The sequence below is a fragment of the Planctomycetota bacterium genome, assembly GCA_016235865.1.
GTDB lineage: Bacteria > Planctomycetota > MHYJ01 > JACQXL01 > JACQXL01 > JACRIK01.
The window spans coordinates 493,676-510,032 of the sequence record JACRIK010000003.1 but is presented as its reverse complement, the minus strand read 5'-3'; the positions used below and the strand labels follow the sequence as shown (position 1 = coordinate 510,032).

The 16,357-nt window shown below is 54.0% G+C and carries 15 protein-coding genes; 3 read left to right on the top strand and 12 right to left on the bottom strand.

Annotated elements, in window-relative coordinates; translation table 11 throughout:
- Positions 1–65 precede the first annotated feature (65 nt).
- The 12 genes from HZA49_03705 to HZA49_03650 form a co-directional block, all read right to left on the bottom strand.
- On the bottom strand, positions 66–950 hold the full coding sequence (locus tag HZA49_03705) for a CDP-archaeol synthase (protein MBI5778545.1): 885 nt from the start codon (positions 948–950) through the stop codon (positions 66–68).
- 55 nt (positions 951–1,005) lie between these two features.
- The gene (locus tag HZA49_03700) at positions 1,006–1,419 is read right to left on the bottom strand and encodes an endonuclease domain-containing protein (GenBank protein ID MBI5778544.1); all 414 of its coding nucleotides are present in this window, start codon (positions 1,417–1,419) and stop codon (positions 1,006–1,008) included.
- Between the two features lie 69 nt (positions 1,420–1,488).
- Entirely contained in the window at positions 1,489–2,751 is a 1,263-nt protein-coding gene (gene purD / locus HZA49_03695) for a phosphoribosylamine--glycine ligase (GenBank protein ID MBI5778543.1), read from the bottom strand.
- Positions 2,752–2,816: 65 nt separating this feature from the next.
- The gene (gene glgA / locus HZA49_03690; protein ID MBI5778542.1) at positions 2,817–4,274 is read right to left on the bottom strand and encodes a glycogen synthase GlgA; all 1,458 of its coding nucleotides are present in this window, start codon (positions 4,272–4,274) and stop codon (positions 2,817–2,819) included.
- A complete protein-coding gene (galT, locus tag HZA49_03685; protein MBI5778541.1) occupies positions 4,274–5,278 on the bottom strand; it encodes a galactose-1-phosphate uridylyltransferase in 1,005 nt (334 codons plus the stop codon). Before galT ends, glgA begins: the two co-directional genes overlap by 1 nt.
- Positions 5,279–5,345: 67 nt before the next feature.
- Entirely contained in the window at positions 5,346–7,628 is a 2,283-nt protein-coding gene (locus HZA49_03680) for a hypothetical protein (GenBank protein ID MBI5778540.1), read from the bottom strand.
- A 140-nt stretch (positions 7,629–7,768) separates the two neighbouring features.
- Positions 7,769–8,275 (bottom strand): DUF2284 domain-containing protein, encoded by a 507-nt coding sequence (locus tag HZA49_03675; protein MBI5778539.1) that lies wholly within the window; start codon positions 8,273–8,275, stop codon positions 7,769–7,771.
- 13 nt (positions 8,276–8,288) lie between these two features.
- Complete coding sequence (locus tag HZA49_03670; protein MBI5778538.1) at positions 8,289–9,131, bottom strand: fumarate hydratase; 843 nt, start codon at positions 9,129–9,131, stop codon at positions 8,289–8,291.
- Positions 9,132–9,134: 3 nt separating this feature from the next.
- On the bottom strand, positions 9,135–9,665 hold the full coding sequence (locus HZA49_03665; protein MBI5778537.1) for a 2-oxoacid:acceptor oxidoreductase family protein: 531 nt from the start codon (positions 9,663–9,665) through the stop codon (positions 9,135–9,137).
- Positions 9,658–10,602 (bottom strand): 2-oxoacid:ferredoxin oxidoreductase subunit beta, encoded by a 945-nt coding sequence (locus HZA49_03660; GenBank protein ID MBI5778536.1) that lies wholly within the window; start codon positions 10,600–10,602, stop codon positions 9,658–9,660. The genes HZA49_03665 and HZA49_03660 overlap by 8 nt, the downstream gene beginning before the upstream one ends.
- A gap of 46 nt (positions 10,603–10,648) precedes the next feature.
- Positions 10,649–11,806, bottom strand: coding sequence for a 2-oxoacid:acceptor oxidoreductase subunit alpha (locus tag HZA49_03655; GenBank protein ID MBI5778535.1), 1,158 nt, complete (start codon positions 11,804–11,806; stop codon positions 10,649–10,651).
- A gap of 9 nt (positions 11,807–11,815) precedes the next feature.
- Positions 11,816–12,124, bottom strand: a complete 309-nt coding sequence (locus tag HZA49_03650) for a 4Fe-4S binding protein (protein ID MBI5778534.1) — start codon at positions 12,122–12,124, stop codon at positions 11,816–11,818.
- A gap of 65 nt (positions 12,125–12,189) precedes the next feature.
- On the opposite strand from HZA49_03650, the gene HZA49_03645 reads away from it, so the two are divergent.
- From HZA49_03645 to gdhA, 3 genes are all read left to right on the top strand, one after another.
- A complete protein-coding gene (locus tag HZA49_03645; GenBank protein ID MBI5778533.1) occupies positions 12,190–13,116 on the top strand; it encodes a diacylglycerol kinase family lipid kinase in 927 nt (308 codons plus the stop codon).
- 210 nt (positions 13,117–13,326) lie between these two features.
- Positions 13,327–14,352, top strand: coding sequence for a nitronate monooxygenase (locus tag HZA49_03640; protein MBI5778532.1), 1,026 nt, complete (start codon positions 13,327–13,329; stop codon positions 14,350–14,352).
- 484 nt (positions 14,353–14,836) lie between these two features.
- The gene (gdhA, locus tag HZA49_03635) at positions 14,837–16,177 is read left to right on the top strand and encodes an NADP-specific glutamate dehydrogenase (GenBank protein ID MBI5778531.1); all 1,341 of its coding nucleotides are present in this window, start codon (positions 14,837–14,839) and stop codon (positions 16,175–16,177) included.
- Positions 16,178–16,357: the final 180 nt, after the last annotated feature.

The window sequence follows — 16,357 nt, the reverse complement described above, 5'->3', positions numbered from 1 at the left end:
TAATTTTACGCCGGAATTTCATATAGTCAGTTAAGCCGGTTGGCCGGTCTGGCCAGTTTAGCCGGTCAATACAATTTTAACAATAGGAACGCCGCGACCGGAGCGGCCAGCAATAAGCTGTCGCTCAAATCCAGAATCCCGCCCATCGGACCGAGCACGTTGCCCGAATCCTTGACGTTACAGGTCCGCTTGATATACGACTCGAACAAATCGCCCAGCTGGGCCACGAAGACAATCACCAGGTTGACGATAAATATCAGCCAGAAAGGCGGCAGGACATCCATGCTGAACATCCGGGGCGGCAGGAGGTAGAAAATAACCATGCCGATGACGGCGGCGCCCAGCAGCCCGGCGATAAAACCCTCCACGGTCTTATTCGGGCTGACCTTTTCGGCCAGCTTGTGCCGGCCGAAGCGGGTGCCCCAAAAATAGGCGATGCTGTCGCCGGCCTTGACCATGGCGATGAAATAGAGCACCAGGATTATGCCCTTGGCCCTCATCCGGGCGATGGACCAGATGGGCAGGTAGACGTAGACAAACCCGACAAACAGGATAAGAATCTGGTGGAAATCATCTATCCGCTTAAGATAGTATAAAATAGCGATGACAATGAACACGGTAAAGGTCAGCAGCAGCGGCATATCCCACATTATGAATATCAGATAGTCGGCGGCCTTTGAGAACCCGATGAGTTTGGGGAAGGTCCAGAATATCCAGAGGATGACTATCCCGCACAGGCCGGTCATGACCGGGAAATGCCAGGGCAGTTTGATATTGATGTTCCAGTAGAGTTTGGCGAATTCATAGAAGCAGAGCGAGGAAAACCCGGCCAGGATAAGGTAAAACCCGGTCTGCCGGCCGCCCAGGTAATGGTCAAAAACCAGCAGAAAGGCAATGGCCGAAATCAGGTTGAAACTGATTATCAGGCGCTTTTTTAATGTGTTGAACATTTATTAAATTACCCCCTCACCAAACCTCTCCCCTCGGGGGAGAGGAGAAAACTCATCATTTATTATTTCCCACCCATTTCCTCTCCCTTCGGGGGAGAGGACTAAGGTGAGGGGGATTTTTTATCTGCGCTTCTACTGTATTCTGTATCACCGCCACCACACCTTTAACATTAGTTAATATATCCCTGTCGCTGAACCTTAATACTTTAATTCCCAGCAACAGCAACCTTTTAGTCCTTATTTCGTCTTTCTTCCTGCCTTTATCCTCATAATGCTGTCCGCCGTCGGCCTCAACCCCAAGCCGACATTCCGGAGCATAAAAATCTAAAATGTATTTGTCAACCGGAAATTGCCTTCTGAACTTTATATTGCATAATTGACGATTTCGCAGGATTATCCAGAGCTTCCTTTCCGCATCTGTTTGATTTCTTCTAAGACATCTGCTTATTCCAACATTTCTTCTTTTCACTTACTTCTCACCCCCTCACCTAACCTCTCCTCGATGGGGAGAGGGAACGAAGTGCACTATCAAAAACTATTATACTCCTTTCGCGATATCGGTTCGGTAGAATGCTCCGTCAAAGGATATCTGTTTTACGGCATCGTAGGCCTTTTGGCGCGCAACGGAGAAATTCTGGGCCCGGGCGGTAATGCCCAGCACCCGCCCGCCGGCGGTTACCACTTTATTATTCTGAAGCGCCGTTCCGGCGTGGAATGCCTGGAGATTTTTATTACCTGATAGACCGCTGAATTTTATCTCGTCGCCGGTCCTGGGGCTAGACGGATAACCTTTGCTGGTCATGACCACGCAAACGGCCGGCTCGTCATACCATTCGATGGGCTTGATTTTATCCAGTTTCTGTTCCACCACGGCCATCAGGAGCGGCACCAGGTCGCTTTTCAGGCGCATCATCAGCGGCTGGGTTTCCGGGTCGCCGAACCGGACATTGTATTCCAGGACCTTTATGCCGGCCGGCGAGACCATCAATCCGGCATAAAGCACCCCCTGATAAGGCCGGCCGGATGAATACATGGCGTGCACCGTCGGCACGATTATTTCGCCGACGATTTTATCCATCATCTTGGAGGTGACAAACTTAACCGGTGAATATGCGCCCATGCCGCCGGTATTAGGCCCCTTGTTGTCATCCATCAGGCGTTTGTAATCCTGGGCCGGCTCCAAAACCGCAATGGTCTTACCGTCCGTCAAGGCCAGGATTGAAACCTCCTGTCCCACCAGGAACTCCTCGATGACCACCTTATTGCCCGAGTCGCCGAAGACCTTATCTTTCATCATTCGGGTAACCGTGTCCTGGGCCATATCCTTGTGTTCGCAGACCGTCACGCCCTTGCCGGAGGCCAGCCCGTCTGCCTTAATCACAATGGGCATCGACACCTTGGCCAGATAGTGCATCGCTTCATCCAGCGAACCGGCCACCTTGAAAGAAGGAGACGGAATCCCGTGCCGCTTAAGCAATTCCCGGGTGAAAACCTTGCTGCCTTCCAGTTCCGCGGCCAGCTTGGTCGGGCCAAATATCTTGAGTTTGTCCTTGCGGAATTCATTCACTATGCCATTTACTAAAGGCATTTCCGGGCCGACTACGGTCAGGTCTATCTTTTCGGTCCGGACAAATTCCTTGAGCTTATCTATTTCGGTAGCGGCGATGGGCAGGCATTCGGCCAGCTTCGCCATGCCCGGATTGCCCGGAGCGGCATAGATTTTCTTGACTAACGGCGACTGGCTGATTTTCCAGGCCAGGGCATGTTCCCGGCCGCCTGAGCCCACTACTAATATCTTCATACGGATGCAATACCCCCCTCTCCTATCCTCTCCCCCCAAGGGGAGGGGGGATGGTGAGGGGGTATTTATTTAATCAATTTCTTATACAGCGCAATATATTCCCGACCGCTGTGTTCCCATGAAAAATCCTGCTGCATGGCGTTTTTCATCAGCTGCTTCCAGGCCGGGCCGTCTCCGTAAAGCGCCAGGGCTGATTTTATGCAGACCAGCATTTCTTGGGCGGAATAGTTCTTGAATGAAAATCCGGTGGCGGTTCCGGCTTTCAGGCCTGCCGGCGTATAGTTATGGATGCTGTCGGCCAGGCCGCCGGTTTCGTGGACAATTGGAATCGTGCCGTATTTCAGGGCGTATAACTGGTTCAGGCCGCAGGGCTCGTATCTGGACGGCATCAGAAACATATCCGCTCCGGCCGTTATCAGGTGCGCCAGTGAATTGTCAAAGGCGATATGGGCTGATACCTGTGTCGAGTATTTCTTGGCTGTATCCCGGAACAGCTGGTGGTATTTCTCCTCGCCGGTGCCCAGCAAAATAACCTGAGCGCCGGCCTTTATTATATCTTCAAACGCCTCAGACACCAGATCAAACCCTTTTTGGGAGGCCAGGCGTCCGATCATTCCGATTATCGGCGCGTCGGTTACCGGCAGGTGGCACTTTTTCCGGAGCGCCTGCTTGTTCTTAATCTTATCGGCCAGTTTCTTCTCGGTGTATTTTACCGGGATGAATTTATCCTTGGCTGGGCTCCACTGGTCATAATCCACACCATTGATGATGCCGTGCAGGTCGCCGGCCCGTTCGCGCAACACCCCGTCCAGGCGCTCGCCGAACACCGGTGTCTGAATTTCTCTGGCATAACGCGGGCTGACCGTGGACAGCATATCCGCAAAGACCAGGCCGCCCTTCAGGAAATTTACCTGGCCGTAGAATTCCAGCTGTTTATAGTTAAAATATTCCCAACCCAGCCCGATCAGTTTCATATCCCAATGCCAGAATAATCCCTGATAAGCCAGATTGTGAACCGTGAGCAGGGTTTTTACGCCGGCCAGCTGCGGGTCTTTCCTGTAAATCGTTTTAAGGTAAACCGGAATCAGCGCGCTCTGCCAGTCGTGGCAGTGGATGACATCGGGCCGGAGATTAAGCAGTTTTATCGCCTCGAGCACGGCTCGGGAGAAGAATATGAATCGCTCGGCGTTATCCTTATAGTCGCCGTCCGGCGTGCCGTAGAGATACTCGCGCCGGTAATACTCGTCGCGCTGGATGAAATAGACATCCACGCCCTGTAATTGCGTCTTCCATATCGCCCCGGACTCCAGATTCTCGCCCACCTTAACCTTGACCGTTAACCCGGTGGAAATAAGATTCGGAGTGTTCGTCTTGACCTGTTTATAGAGGGGCAGGAAGGCCGTAACGTTGACCTTGGATTTCTTCAGCTGGGGCGTCAGGGCGCCCAGCACGTCAGCCAGTCCGCCGGTTTTGGCAAACGGCACCATCTCTGAAGCCACCTGGCAGACATTCATTTTAGTCATTAAATACTGATCTCCTTGAGGTATTTCGTGGCGTCTTCAGGCGGAACCGAATTGATATAGAATCCCGTGCCCCATTCAAAGCCGGCCACCCGGGTTATCCGGGGAATGATTTCGATGTGCCAGTGGTAGTATTCGGTCTCATCCATGGTGAACGGCGTGGTGTGCACCAGCATATTGTAGGCCGGATTATTCAACGCCTTTTCCAGTTTCTGAAATACCCTCTTAGCGATGGAGGCCAGTGATGGTATCAGGTGCGGCGGTATCATCTCGTAATGGGTCAGATGCTGTTTGGGCAGTATCCAGGTCTCGAACGGGAAGCGCGAGGCAAAGGGCTCCACCGCGATAAAATGCTCGTCATTAATCACCACCCGCTCGTCATCCTCTATCTCCTGGTGGATGATGTCGCAGAAGATACAGCGGCCCCGGTAGTGGTAAAAGTTTTCCGAGCCCTTCATCTCCTGCTGGATGCGAATCGGAATAATCGGCGTCACCACCAGCTGCGAATGGGTATGTTCCAGGGACGCGCCGGCCCGGTCGCCGACATTCTTGAAAATCAGTCCGTAGGCAAAACGATCGTCCTTTTTTAAATCCGACATCCGGGCCTGGTAGGTCTGGAAAATATGCTGAATTTGCTCCTCGGGCAGCGGCGTAAACGAGGCCGCGTGCTGGGGGGTTTCGATAATCACCTCGTGCGCCCCGATGCCGCGCATATAATCGTACAGGCCCTTGCCCCGCTTGTCGATATTGCCCTCAATGGCCAGAGCCGGGAATTTATTGGGCACCACCCGGACCAGCCAGTCCTTGCCATTCGGCGCGGAAAATGGTTTCCGGATGGCGTATATCTCGGGCGGGGTTATTTTCTCGTTGCCCTCGCAGAACGGGCAGGAAGCCGCGGGCTTGGGCGGCCCAACCGGGTCCGGCTTGAAATCAACCGGTCGCTTGGCCCGCTCCGAGGCCACAATCACCCAGCGGCCTAATATCGGGTCTTTTCTTAATTCTGACATATATTTCAGCTCAGGACATATCGCATCGAACAAACCATAAATATTATGCTCTCAGCGCTATGCTTAATTACGCAATCCAGTCAATATGGGCCAGGTCATCAGCCGGCGCGGCCAGTTTTATCGGCAGGCTGTCCGGATGCCGGACTATCAGGCGGTCCAGCGAGCAATCACAGGGCTTGTTTCCTCCGCCCAAAACAGCATACGCCTCCACAAAGAATTCCACCGCCTCGCCCGGCTTGAATCCCAGCGCGTCGAGCGGACAGAGAATCTCGGCTATTTCGCTGATGGCCACCGTATCCAGCGATTCTTTTATTACGGTATTATTCTCGTCCAGAATATTGAATCGCGGATTAGTCTTGATATCACGGATGATAACTTTTCGCTTGATCGGCTTCAAGAAGTTTAGCACAAAATATATTCCGTCCGGGAATGTTTTCGAGCCATTGGCCGGGGGGTCTATCCGCAAACAAAGATTATGCCTGTCAAACCCGAAATAGATGCGCGAGATTATCCGTCCGGCATCGGCTGAATGGTCCATAGCCGCGCTGACTTCGCTGGTCATATCAAACTGCCCGGCCGCCAGCCACTCGAAATAATCGCTCCGCTTGCCGTCCAGCTTGATATCAAGCAATCCCCAGGGCAGGGTGTGCAACTCCTTCTGCCGGCGTTCCTTTATTTGGTGGTGCAGGTATTCCGGCACGTTCAAACCCAGAATCTGGTAGACATTCATCAGGTGTTTCCGGAATAATAAGTCAAACTGGTCATCCAGGGCCGAGGAATGCTCGTGCCCGAACCACCAGAACCAATCGCTGCCCTCGGCAATATAAATACTCTCCATGGCCCGGTCAATCACCGCCTGTTCCACGCCCTTGGCGGCCTGTTCCTTAACCGCCTGTCTGGTCTTGGCCAGGTATTCCCAGGCCTGACGGTCCTCGTTATGGCCGACCCAGATGGAAAAATTATGGTTTATCCACGAGCCGGCGTAGATGGTATCCAGTTCCCGGACCGGCGGATGTTTCTCAAGATAATCGCTGATGCGCACGGTTTCTATCTCGGTATCGTTGCTCAGCCGCTCGTACAGGAGTTTCAGGAACTCGATGCCATTATTGGGATAATATTCCCAGGGATTTTCACCATCCAGGATGATGCTGACCAGCGGCGCTTCCTGGTGCACCCGGCTGGCTCCGGCTTTTATCTCGTTTATCAGGTGGTCCACCGCATCAGACGCCTTCCAGCGCTGGTATTGAAATCCGATCAGGTTGGAAAGATACTGGTCCCGGAATATCACCGCCATATTCCGGGTTTTATACGGCTGGTATAAATCGTTCAGGAAGCCCGAGAAATGGTCCGATGACTTGCCCAGGGTATGGGCCAGGATTTCCTCATCGCTGGCGAAATACCGGACGCCCTGTTCCGCCAGCAGCGGCATCATGGACGGCGCCACCGAACCTTCGGCCGGCCAGATGCCCCCGGCCTCGGTGCCGAAATGTTCCCGGTAGAATCTCATAGCCTCGGCCACCTGCCAGTACCCGTCCACCAACAGCGCCTGCTGGTCCACGGCCGGCAGGGCCGCATTGGGCATGGCCTGCAGGGCCGAATTCATGTTGCACAATAACGGCAGAATCGGATGGTAAAACGGCGTGGTAGTGATTTCTATCTGCCCGCCGTCCTGCAGTTTTTTATGTAGCGGGATAATCTCGGATAAATAGTGCATCTGTTTTTGGACCATTAGCTTCTTGTCATCCTCGGTATAATTGCGCCCTTTGGCCCGGAGGGCCTGCAATTCCTTGTCGCGCTCCATTATCAGCGGGTGAAACCAGACCAACGAACTGCAGACCAGCAGGTCCGTAAAATCCTGGTCTGTCAGGTTCTTGATGAGTTTCTTGACGGCCTGTCCGTTTTGCGGGCTGCCGGTTAAAAGATTGTCGATGGTTCCGGTCGCCGGCTGTTTTTCAGCCACGGACTTCTGGCGCGCCGTTTGGTAGAGTGTGTATAATTCTTTATAGCGCGGGCAGGCGCCGATCATATTCTGCGGATGGGCTAGGAATATGTTCTCCAGGATATACTGTCTGTCTTCCGGATTCAACTCCGCGGCCGGCTTCTGGCTTAAGGACAGCAACCGGTCCGTATCGCCGGCTAAGTATTCCTTTATCTGTTTTAAAAGCGAGGGCACCAGATTAATGTTGGATTTGATTTTGGGGAACTGTTCAATCAGCGCGGCCATGCCGTAATAATCCTTGATGCCGTGCAGGCGCACCCAGGGCATCTGGAATGCCGAACTGCCGCTGGCGATGCGATAGTAGGGCTGGTGGTGGTGCCACAAAAAGGCCAGATATATCTTTTTACTCATTAGATTGACGCGATTAGAGGCGAGGATTAAAACCGCTTACTTAACAAATTATTGGCAGATAATACCAAACCCGCCGAATGGGGTCAAGAAAATACTTAAGGGAAGAAAAATAGATTCATTAACGAACCCGGCCGGCGGTATTAATCTATCAGCACCAAGCTATACCAGTTCTGCTGTTCGTCTTTATTCTTGAGCGTTTTCAGAACCAGCCCTTGCTTGCGGACGGTTGAGAACACGTCAATGCCTAAGGCCTGCATGGCCGGCCGGGCTTTTTTGGCTGCCCGGCAGGGCTTGGGATACCGGCATTCCGAACATACCGCGCAATCGGACAAGCTGAAGGCGAAATAGGCACCGTCCGCATAGGCCTTCTGTTCTGTGGCAAAGGATATATCCTGGGCCAGGCGTTTGTCGCTGGTGTGAATAAGCAGCGCCTTTTTATAATGCTTGATAATCTGGGTGAATTCCCAGACCGTCACCGCGCCGGGCGCTGAAGGACAGGTCCAGTTATGGCCCCAGCCGGTGCAGCCGAACCGGCACTTTAACATGGTACGCGGGTCAAGCACGATGTCCCTGGCGTTGATAATAATGGCATCCCGGGCTCCTTTGGCCAACGCATCAGTAACGTATTTTTTCAGGTTTAGTTTCATCTTAATCGGACAATTACAGAATTACCTCGCGCAACCGGGCTGCGTGGCAATTGATATTGACCGCCACGGGCAGGGCCGTGATATGCGCCGGCCCGTATTCAATGTGCACGGCCAGGGCTGTGCATCGGCCGCCTAAGCCCTGCGGACCGATACCCAAATCATTTATTTCACTGAGCAGGTTCTGCTCTAACTTTGCATAAAACGGATTAGGGTTGGGCGTACCGGCCGGCCTTAAGTGCGCCCGCTTGGCCAGGACTGCCACGCCGTCAAAGTTGCCGCCGATGCCCACCCCGACAATAATGGGCGGACAGGGATTGGCCCCGGCATTCTTCACGGCTTCCAGGATGAATTTCTTCACGCCGTCTAAACCCGCTGAAGGCGGCAACATCTTAAGCGCGCTCATATTCTCACTGCCGCCGCCTTTGGGCAGAAGCCATATCTTGAGTTTGTCTCCGGGCACGATATCCGGATGAATTACAGCCGGTGTATTGTCGTTGGTATTCTTGCGGTTCAGCGGATCGGATACGATGGACTTGCGCAAATAACCCTCCTTGTATCCCTGGCGCACACCTTCGTTGATGGCGTCATAAAGATACCCGCCGGTAACATGGGCATCCTGTCCGATTTCCACAAAGACCACGGCTGTGCCGGTATCCTGGCAGATAGGCACCATCTTGTCTTTGGCAATCTTGTCATTTTCCAGTATCTGCTGGATAATCTCCTTTCCGGTCGGGGATTCCTCCAGTTGCATGGATTTCCTGAGCAGCCCGAGCACCTCGTCCGATATGATGCAGTTGGCTTCCAGGCACATTTTCTTAAGGGCCGCCACGATGCTTTCGGTCTTGATTTCTCTCATATATTAACCTTTATACTTAAATCCTGCATCAAAGGCCTGTATATTGAGTTCGCTGCTGGCCGGCGGAACCGAGGTCTTGATGGCCTCTTCCATAACCTTCCTGGTCAACATATTAGTCTGTCCGGTTGCAAAGCCGAGCATCACGATATTAGCCGCCATCTTCTTGCCTAATTGCTCGGCCAGGCGCGTAGCCGGTACTTGGGCTGTTTTAACATCTGTCCTCGGTTTGGCATCCTTGACCAGGTCTTCGTCAATGAGGATAATCCCGCCCGGCTTCACCTCGTCCTTGTATTTGGCATAACCCTCCTGCGACATGGCCACCAGGATATCCGGCCGGGTAATATGGGGATAGAAAATCGGCTCATCCGAAATAATCAATTGGGCGCTGGATGCGCCGCCCCGCGATTCCGGCCCGTAATTCTGGGTCAGTGTGGCGTGCAGGTCGGCGTAAATCGCCGCGGCCTTTCCGGTAATGTAACCGGCCAGGATGATGCCCTGGCCGCCGAAACCGGTAAATCTCAACTCTTTATTCATGCGTGAGCTTTTGTTTTTCTTCTTTATGCATCGTGGCTCCGGTAAACCGGCAGGTTAATTCATCTACCAAGTCGTTAAAGGTCGGCCGGTCGCTGTCCACGAAATCCCCGATGACGATCTTGCCGCCCCGGACAATGCTGATATCCTTGAGCTGAACCTCCTTTTGAATGACGGTATTTTCCTTGTAAAATTTCATCATATCCAGGCCGGAGCCGAGTTTATTCATCCGGGCGTAATAGGTCGGGCAGGGCGACATTATTTCCACGAAACTGAATCCCTTTTTCCGGATGGCCCGGACCATGGATGCCTGCATTTTCTGGACGTGGAAGGCGGTCCAGCGGGCCACATAGACCGCGCCGACGGCCGCGGCAATATGGGGCAAACTAAATGGCGCCTCGAAATTACCGAAAGGCGTGGTGGCGGTAATGGCCTTGACCGGCGTGGTGGCGCTGCACTGGCCGCCGGTCATGCCGTAATTGGAGTTATTGACGCAGATTACGGTCAGGTCCACGTTGCGCCGGCCGGCGTGAATGAAATGATTGCCGCCGATCGAGAACAGATCACCCTCGCCGGAAACCACAATTACCTTCAGGTCCGGCCGGGCTAATTTTAGTCCGGTGGCAAACGGGATGGCCCGGCCGTGCGTGGTATGGAATCCGTCGAACTTGACATAGCCGGCAATCCGGCCGGTGCAGCCGATGCCGGAGACAATGGCTATTTTATCCAGATCAATCCCCCCGCCCGCAGGCGAGGTCTCGCCAGAGGCGGAGGATTTTATTATCGCATTGAGCAGTCCGTTGAAGACCGTGCCCAGCCCGCAACCCGGACACCAGATATGGGGCATCCGGTCCTGGCGGATAAATTTATCCAGCGGATGCTTATTAATCTCGCTTGCCCCGTTAGAAAGTTCTGTATTAGATTTTAACGGACAATTCATGTCTTTATCTCTATTCGTGTTCTTTCTAATGGGGTTTACCATATTTCTATTTCACTGCCTTCATAATCGCGTCAAGAATATCCTGCGGGTTATGCGCGGCGCCGCCCATATGCGGCACGCTGATGACCCGGGCCTGGCCGCCGGCGCAGCGCTCCACCTCTAAACTAATCTGCCCGTTGTTTATCTCGGGCACCACAAAGGCCTTTATCTTCTTGGCCATGGCCCTGACCTGCTCGTCCGGGAACGGCCAGACCGTAATCAGGCGCAACTTGCCGACCTTGATTCCCTTGGCGCGCGCTTCTCGTATTGCCCACTCGGCAATCCGGGCCGAACTGCCGTAACTGCAAACCACTACATCCGCATTGGCGGTGTTCTCTTCTTCCACCCGGATGATTTTATCCTTGTTAAGGATTATTTTATCAACCAGCCGTTTTACCAGTTTCTGGTGCGCCTCGGTGGTCATGACCGGATAGCCCTTCTCGTTATGGGTCAGGCCGGTGGTCTGGATATGATAACCCTGGCCGGCCGTGGCCATATCCGGCACCAGATCGCTATTTGGCTGGTAAGGCAGGTATTCATCAGGCGGCGACTTGGGCGCGCGGCGCGGATATATCCTGACCTTATCAGGCGACGGAATAATTACCCGCTCGGCCATATGCGAGATTATCTCATCACCCATTATCAGGACCGGCAACCGGAATTCCTCGGACAGGTTAAAAGCCATGATGGTCAGGTCCAGGGCTTCCTGGGGCGAAGACGGCGCCAGGGCAATGATTTCATAAACCCCGTGCGAGCCCCAGCGCGCCTGCATCATATCCCCTTGTCCGACATAGGTGGGCAGTCCGGTGGACGGCCCGGCCCGCTGCATATTCACTACAACACAAGGTGTCTCGGTCATAATGCCCAGCCCGAGATTTTCCATCATCAGCGAAAAGCCTGGACCTGAGGTGGCGGTCATGGACTTTTTCCCGCCCCAGGATGCTCCGAGTATCGCGGCCATCGAGGCAATCTCGTCCTCCATCTGGATATAAATACCGCCCAGATGGGGCAGGCGTTCGGACATCCGCTCGGCCACTTCGGTGGCCGGGGTAATTGGGTATCCGGCAAAGAACCGGCAGCCGGCCACAATCGCGCCCTCGGCGCAGGCTGTCGCGCCGTTGATGAAATGCTTGCCTTCTAAAACGGTTTCGTTTGGTGCGCCCATAATATATTATTACTTTTTCCCTGTCTTATCGTTCTTCGTCTGGTAAATCGCAAAGTCCGGGCAATACATCGAACAAAAACCGCACAGGATGCAGGCGTCCGGGTCTTTGGCCCTGGGTATCCGGTATCCCTTGGCATTAGCTTCGGATGAAAACTCCAGCACCTTCTTGGGGCAGAATTCAATACAGAACCCGCAACTCTTACAGCGGTCTTTAATCAAGACCAGGTTGCCCTTAGGCACATCTATAATAACCGGCTGGCCGGCTTCAGCCGCCGGTTTATCCTTTTCGCCTGATTGTTTGCCCCGCAACTTCTTCATATCGCCACTCATAACATACAATTTATTGCAAATCCAGATATTTCTGATAAATTATCAGCATGGTTATGAGACTCAAGATTATCGTCAACCCGATTTCCGGCAGCGGCCGGTCCATGCGCTTCCTAGAACGCCTCAAAGACGCCCTGGTTAAAGAGCAGATAGACTGCCAGGTAGCGCCCACCCAAAAGGCCGGAGACGCTACACGAATAGCCGCCGAACATCAGGATAATACGTCCATCCTGTGCCTGGGCGGGGACGGCACGCTTAACGAGGTCATCAACGGGCTCTTATCAAACACCAAATTTAATACGGATACTAGACCGACCCTGGGATTTATTCCCTTCGGTTCCGGGAACGTCATTGCCAAGGAACTCGGGTTAAAACGAAATATCAGGCAATTCATCCACCTGTTTCGGAATAACTTATCACGCCAACTGGACCTGGGTTGTGTCACTCTGCCAAAGGAAAACCTGAGACGCTATTTTATCTCCATGACCGGCATCGGCTTTGACGCCCAGGTAGCCCAAAAATACCACCTGTCGCGTAAGGATGGCTCCAGATTGCAGGCGCACCTGTTCAGTTATTTCCCGATTGCCCTTCGGCATCTCTTTTCCTATCAGGCGCCCCGGATAAACATCCTTGCAGACGGCAAACCGCTCGCAGAAAACGCCTCGTTTGTCCAGGTTGCCAATGTCCGCAGTTACGGCGGGCCGTTTGTTCTGGTCAACCAAGCCATCCATAATGACGGCGCGCTGGACGCCTGCTGGTTCACCGGTAAATCGTCCTTGAGCATCCTGCTCTATTACACCCTGGCCTTTCTGGGCAATGGTTCGCTCGCCTCAGCCGGGCATCAGCGGGTAAACAAAGTAGTTGTCACCTCCCAAGAAACCGTGGCCCTCCAGGTGGACGGCGACTTCTGCGGCTACCTGCCGGCTGAGATAGAAATCGTTCCCCAGGCCGTACGGATGTTTACCCCCACACCAATGCCTTAATGTGAGAAATACATTGGTGTGGGGGTGAACCCCGCTTACCTGTTTTTCGTTCCCGCCCCGCGTGTGTCATTCCTGCGAAAGCAGGAATCCAAGATTATCCGCACGTACCTGGATTCCCGCCTACGCGGAAATGACAATAAAAGATGGTATTGACAATTTAATGTTAATTCTCTTGAATCCGTCAGCCGAATAATCTATCATGCCGTTCATATGACAGATACCAAGCGGATTAATCAATTATGGCGCAAGGGCCGGGAATTCCTGGGCGTGGACTATCCGATCATCTGCGGGGCCATGACCTGGGTCTCGACCCCGCACCTGGTGGCCACGGTCTGCAATGCCGGCGCCTTCGGCGTCCTGGCCGGCGGCAATATGCCCACGGAACTGCTGGCTAAGGATATTGACGACACCCGCACCCTAACTAAGAAACCATTTGGAGTCAATCTCATCACCATTGCCCCGAACTACCCGGCGCACCTGGAGCTGGCCTGCCGCAAGAAGGCGCCCTTTATCATCTTTGCCGGTAGTTTCCCGCGCACCGAGGAAATCCAGCAGGCCAAGGACTCCGGCGCCAAGGTCATCTGCTTTGCCTCGACCGATTCCATCGCCGAACGGATGATAAAATACGGCACGGACGGCCTGATGCTCGAAGGCAGCGAATCCGGCGGCCATATCGGCCCGGTCTCGCTGATTGTCCTCTTGCAGGAGGTGCTCTTCAAGTTCAAGGACCAGCTGCCTATCTTCGCGGCCGGCGGCATTGCCACCGGCCAAATGATGGCCCACCTGCTGTTGATGGGCGCATCCGGCATCCAGATGGGCACCCGGTTCGTCATGTCGCCGGAATGCCAGGCGCATCCGGAATTCAAGGAGGCGTTCCTGCGCGCCAAGGCCCGGGATGCCATGGCCACGCCCCAGTTTGATTCGGCCCTGCCGGTGGTCTCAGTCCGGGCCCTGTATAACGAAGGCACAATCGCCTTCGGAAAACTCCAGATGGAACTGATTAAGAAACTGGAAGCCGGCGCCATCTCCCGCAAGGAAGCGCAGTTTGAGGTGGAACGGTTCTGGATGGGCGCCCTAAAAAAGGCCGTGGTGGATGGCGACGTCAAACGCGGCTCGCTCATGGCCGGCCAGAGCGTCGGACTGGTCAAGGATATCAAACCCATTAAGGAAATCATCAGCCAATTCATCGCCGATGCCGCGGCCGAGCTGGATTTAATCCATTCTAACACGCACTAAGCGCCCTTTGCGCAGCAATGGTCGGGAGCATTCAGCCAGTGGCTGCCCTGTTCCACGATGTGAATCGTGGAATTGGTCGCGAGTACCGACGGAACGGAACGGGGACAGCGCTCCGGGTACACTCCGAAGAGACCGCGTCCAGCGAATAAAGGCGAATCCCACCCCGAAAGCTTTCGGGGTGCTATTCGTTTTATTCGTGTTAATATTTTCCCCAATTATTTCTTGACTTTTCCGGTTTCCGTGTTATAGTAACAGTCCCTTTAGACGGAGAAAACAAGTATGCCAAAAGCGCCATGAGCCACCGGGTTGACCTGCGCTTCAGCCGCTGGCTGAATGCTCGGATTCACGCTTCGCTTAGTTCCTGTGGGAACCGCAACCTCGTGAAATAATATACTAACTATCATAACTTAACCATAGAAAGGACCAGCAAATGCCGCAGACAATGGAGAAATCGGTCCGAAAGGAAAACAGAAAGGATACCAATATGGCCGGAAACAACCTAACGCAATTTATGGACAGGGTCAAGGCCAAGAACCCCTCGGAAACAGAGTTCCACCAGGCGGTCTATGAGGTGCTCTCATCAATCATGCCCTTCATAGAAAAGAACCCCAAATACCAAAAAGCCAAGATTCTGGAAAGAATCGTCGAGCCCGAACGGGTCATGATGTTCCGGGTACCCTGGGTTAACGACCAGGGCGAGGTCCAGGTCAACCGCGGGTTCAGGATTGAGATGAACAGCGCCATCGGCCCCTACAAGGGCGGCCTGCGCCTGCACCCATCGGTCAACCTGGGCATCCTCAAATTCCTGGCATTTGAACAGGTCTTTAAAAACTCACTGACCACGCTGCCCATGGGCGGCGGCAAGGGCGGCTCGGATTTCGACCCCAAGGGCAAGTCGGACAACGAAGTCATGCACTTCTGCCAGTCGTTTATGAGCGAACTCTTCCGCCACATCGGCCCGGATACTGATGTTCCGGCCGGCGACATCGGCGTGGGCGGCCGGGAAATCGGCTTCCTGTTCGGGCAGTATAAGCGCCTGCGCAACGAATTCACCGGCGTCTTAACCGGCAAGGGCCGGAACTGGGGCGGCTCGCTGATTCGTCCGGAAGCCACCGGCTACGGCGTGCTTTATTTCGTGGACGAGATGCTCAAGACCCGCAAGGAAACGCTCAAAGGCAAGACCGTGGTCATCTCCGGCTCAGGTAATGTCTCCCAGTACGCGGCTGAAAAAGCCATGGAAATGGGCGGCAAGGTCGTATCCATGTCCGACTCAGACGGCACGGTTTATGATGAAAAGGGCATGACCAAGGAAAAACTGGCCTTTGTCATGGAGTTGAAGAACGTCAAGCGGGGCCGAATCAAGGAATACGCGGACAAGTTCGGCGCCAAGTATCTGGCCGGCAAAAAGCCCTGGGGCATCAAGTGCGACGTGGCGCTGCCCTGCGCCACCCAGAACGAGATTGACGGCGACGAAGCCAAACTGCTCATCAAGAACGGCTGTATGTGCGTGGCCGAAGGCGCCAATATGCCCAGCAACATCGACGCCATCAACGCCTATCTCGATGCCAAAATCCTCTACGGACCGGCCAAGGCGGCCAATGCCGGCGGCGTAGCCACCAGCGGCCTGGAAATGTCACAGAACTCGCTCCGGCTGTCCTGGACCCGCGAAGAGGTGGACGAGAAACTGCACAACATCATGAAGGACATCCATGCCACCTGCGTCAAGTACGGCACGGAAGGCAAGTTCATCAATTACGTCAGCGGCGCTAACATCGGCGGATTCGTCAAGGTGGCGGATTCAATGATGGACCAGGGGGTGGTCTAACGAATAGCGTAGAGCAAAGAGCTTATAGCAAGAAGCGCCTCCTGATGAAAATCAGGGGGCGCTTTCGTTTCTGCACCACAGATTTCACTGCCCTGTGCAAAGCACTGGTCGGCAGTACGCCGCAGGCGGCGCACCGGGTACTGACACCGATTAATCTGAGCCATCTGTGTCATCTGTGGT

Coding starts and splice junctions, on each gene's coding strand:
- HZA49_03705 (MBI5778545.1), bottom strand. CDS start 950: ATGTTCAACACATTAAAAAAGCGCCTGATAATCAGTTTCAACCTGATT.
- purD (MBI5778543.1), bottom strand. CDS start 2,751: ATGAAGATATTAGTAGTGGGCTCAGGCGGCCGGGAACATGCCCTGGCC.
- glgA (MBI5778542.1), bottom strand. CDS start 4,274: ATGACTAAAATGAATGTCTGCCAGGTGGCTTCAGAGATGGTGCCGTTT.
- galT (MBI5778541.1), bottom strand. CDS start 5,278: ATGTCAGAATTAAGAAAAGACCCGATATTAGGCCGCTGGGTGATTGTG.
- HZA49_03680 (MBI5778540.1), bottom strand. CDS start 7,628: ATGAGTAAAAAGATATATCTGGCCTTTTTGTGGCACCACCACCAGCCC.
- HZA49_03675 (MBI5778539.1), bottom strand. CDS start 8,275: ATGAAACTAAACCTGAAAAAATACGTTACTGATGCGTTGGCCAAAGGA.
- HZA49_03670 (MBI5778538.1), bottom strand. CDS start 9,131: ATGAGAGAAATCAAGACCGAAAGCATCGTGGCGGCCCTTAAGAAAATG.
- HZA49_03665 (MBI5778537.1), bottom strand. CDS start 9,665: ATGAATAAAGAGTTGAGATTTACCGGTTTCGGCGGCCAGGGCATCATC.
- HZA49_03660 (MBI5778536.1), bottom strand. CDS start 10,602: ATGAATTGTCCGTTAAAATCTAATACAGAACTTTCTAACGGGGCAAGC.
- HZA49_03655 (MBI5778535.1), bottom strand. CDS start 11,806: ATGGGCGCACCAAACGAAACCGTTTTAGAAGGCAAGCATTTCATCAAC.
- HZA49_03650 (MBI5778534.1), bottom strand. CDS start 12,124: ATGAAGAAGTTGCGGGGCAAACAATCAGGCGAAAAGGATAAACCGGCG.
- HZA49_03645 (MBI5778533.1), top strand. CDS start 12,190: ATGAGACTCAAGATTATCGTCAACCCGATTTCCGGCAGCGGCCGGTCC.
- HZA49_03640 (MBI5778532.1), top strand. CDS start 13,327: ATGACAGATACCAAGCGGATTAATCAATTATGGCGCAAGGGCCGGGAA.
- gdhA (MBI5778531.1), top strand. CDS start 14,837: ATGGCCGGAAACAACCTAACGCAATTTATGGACAGGGTCAAGGCCAAG.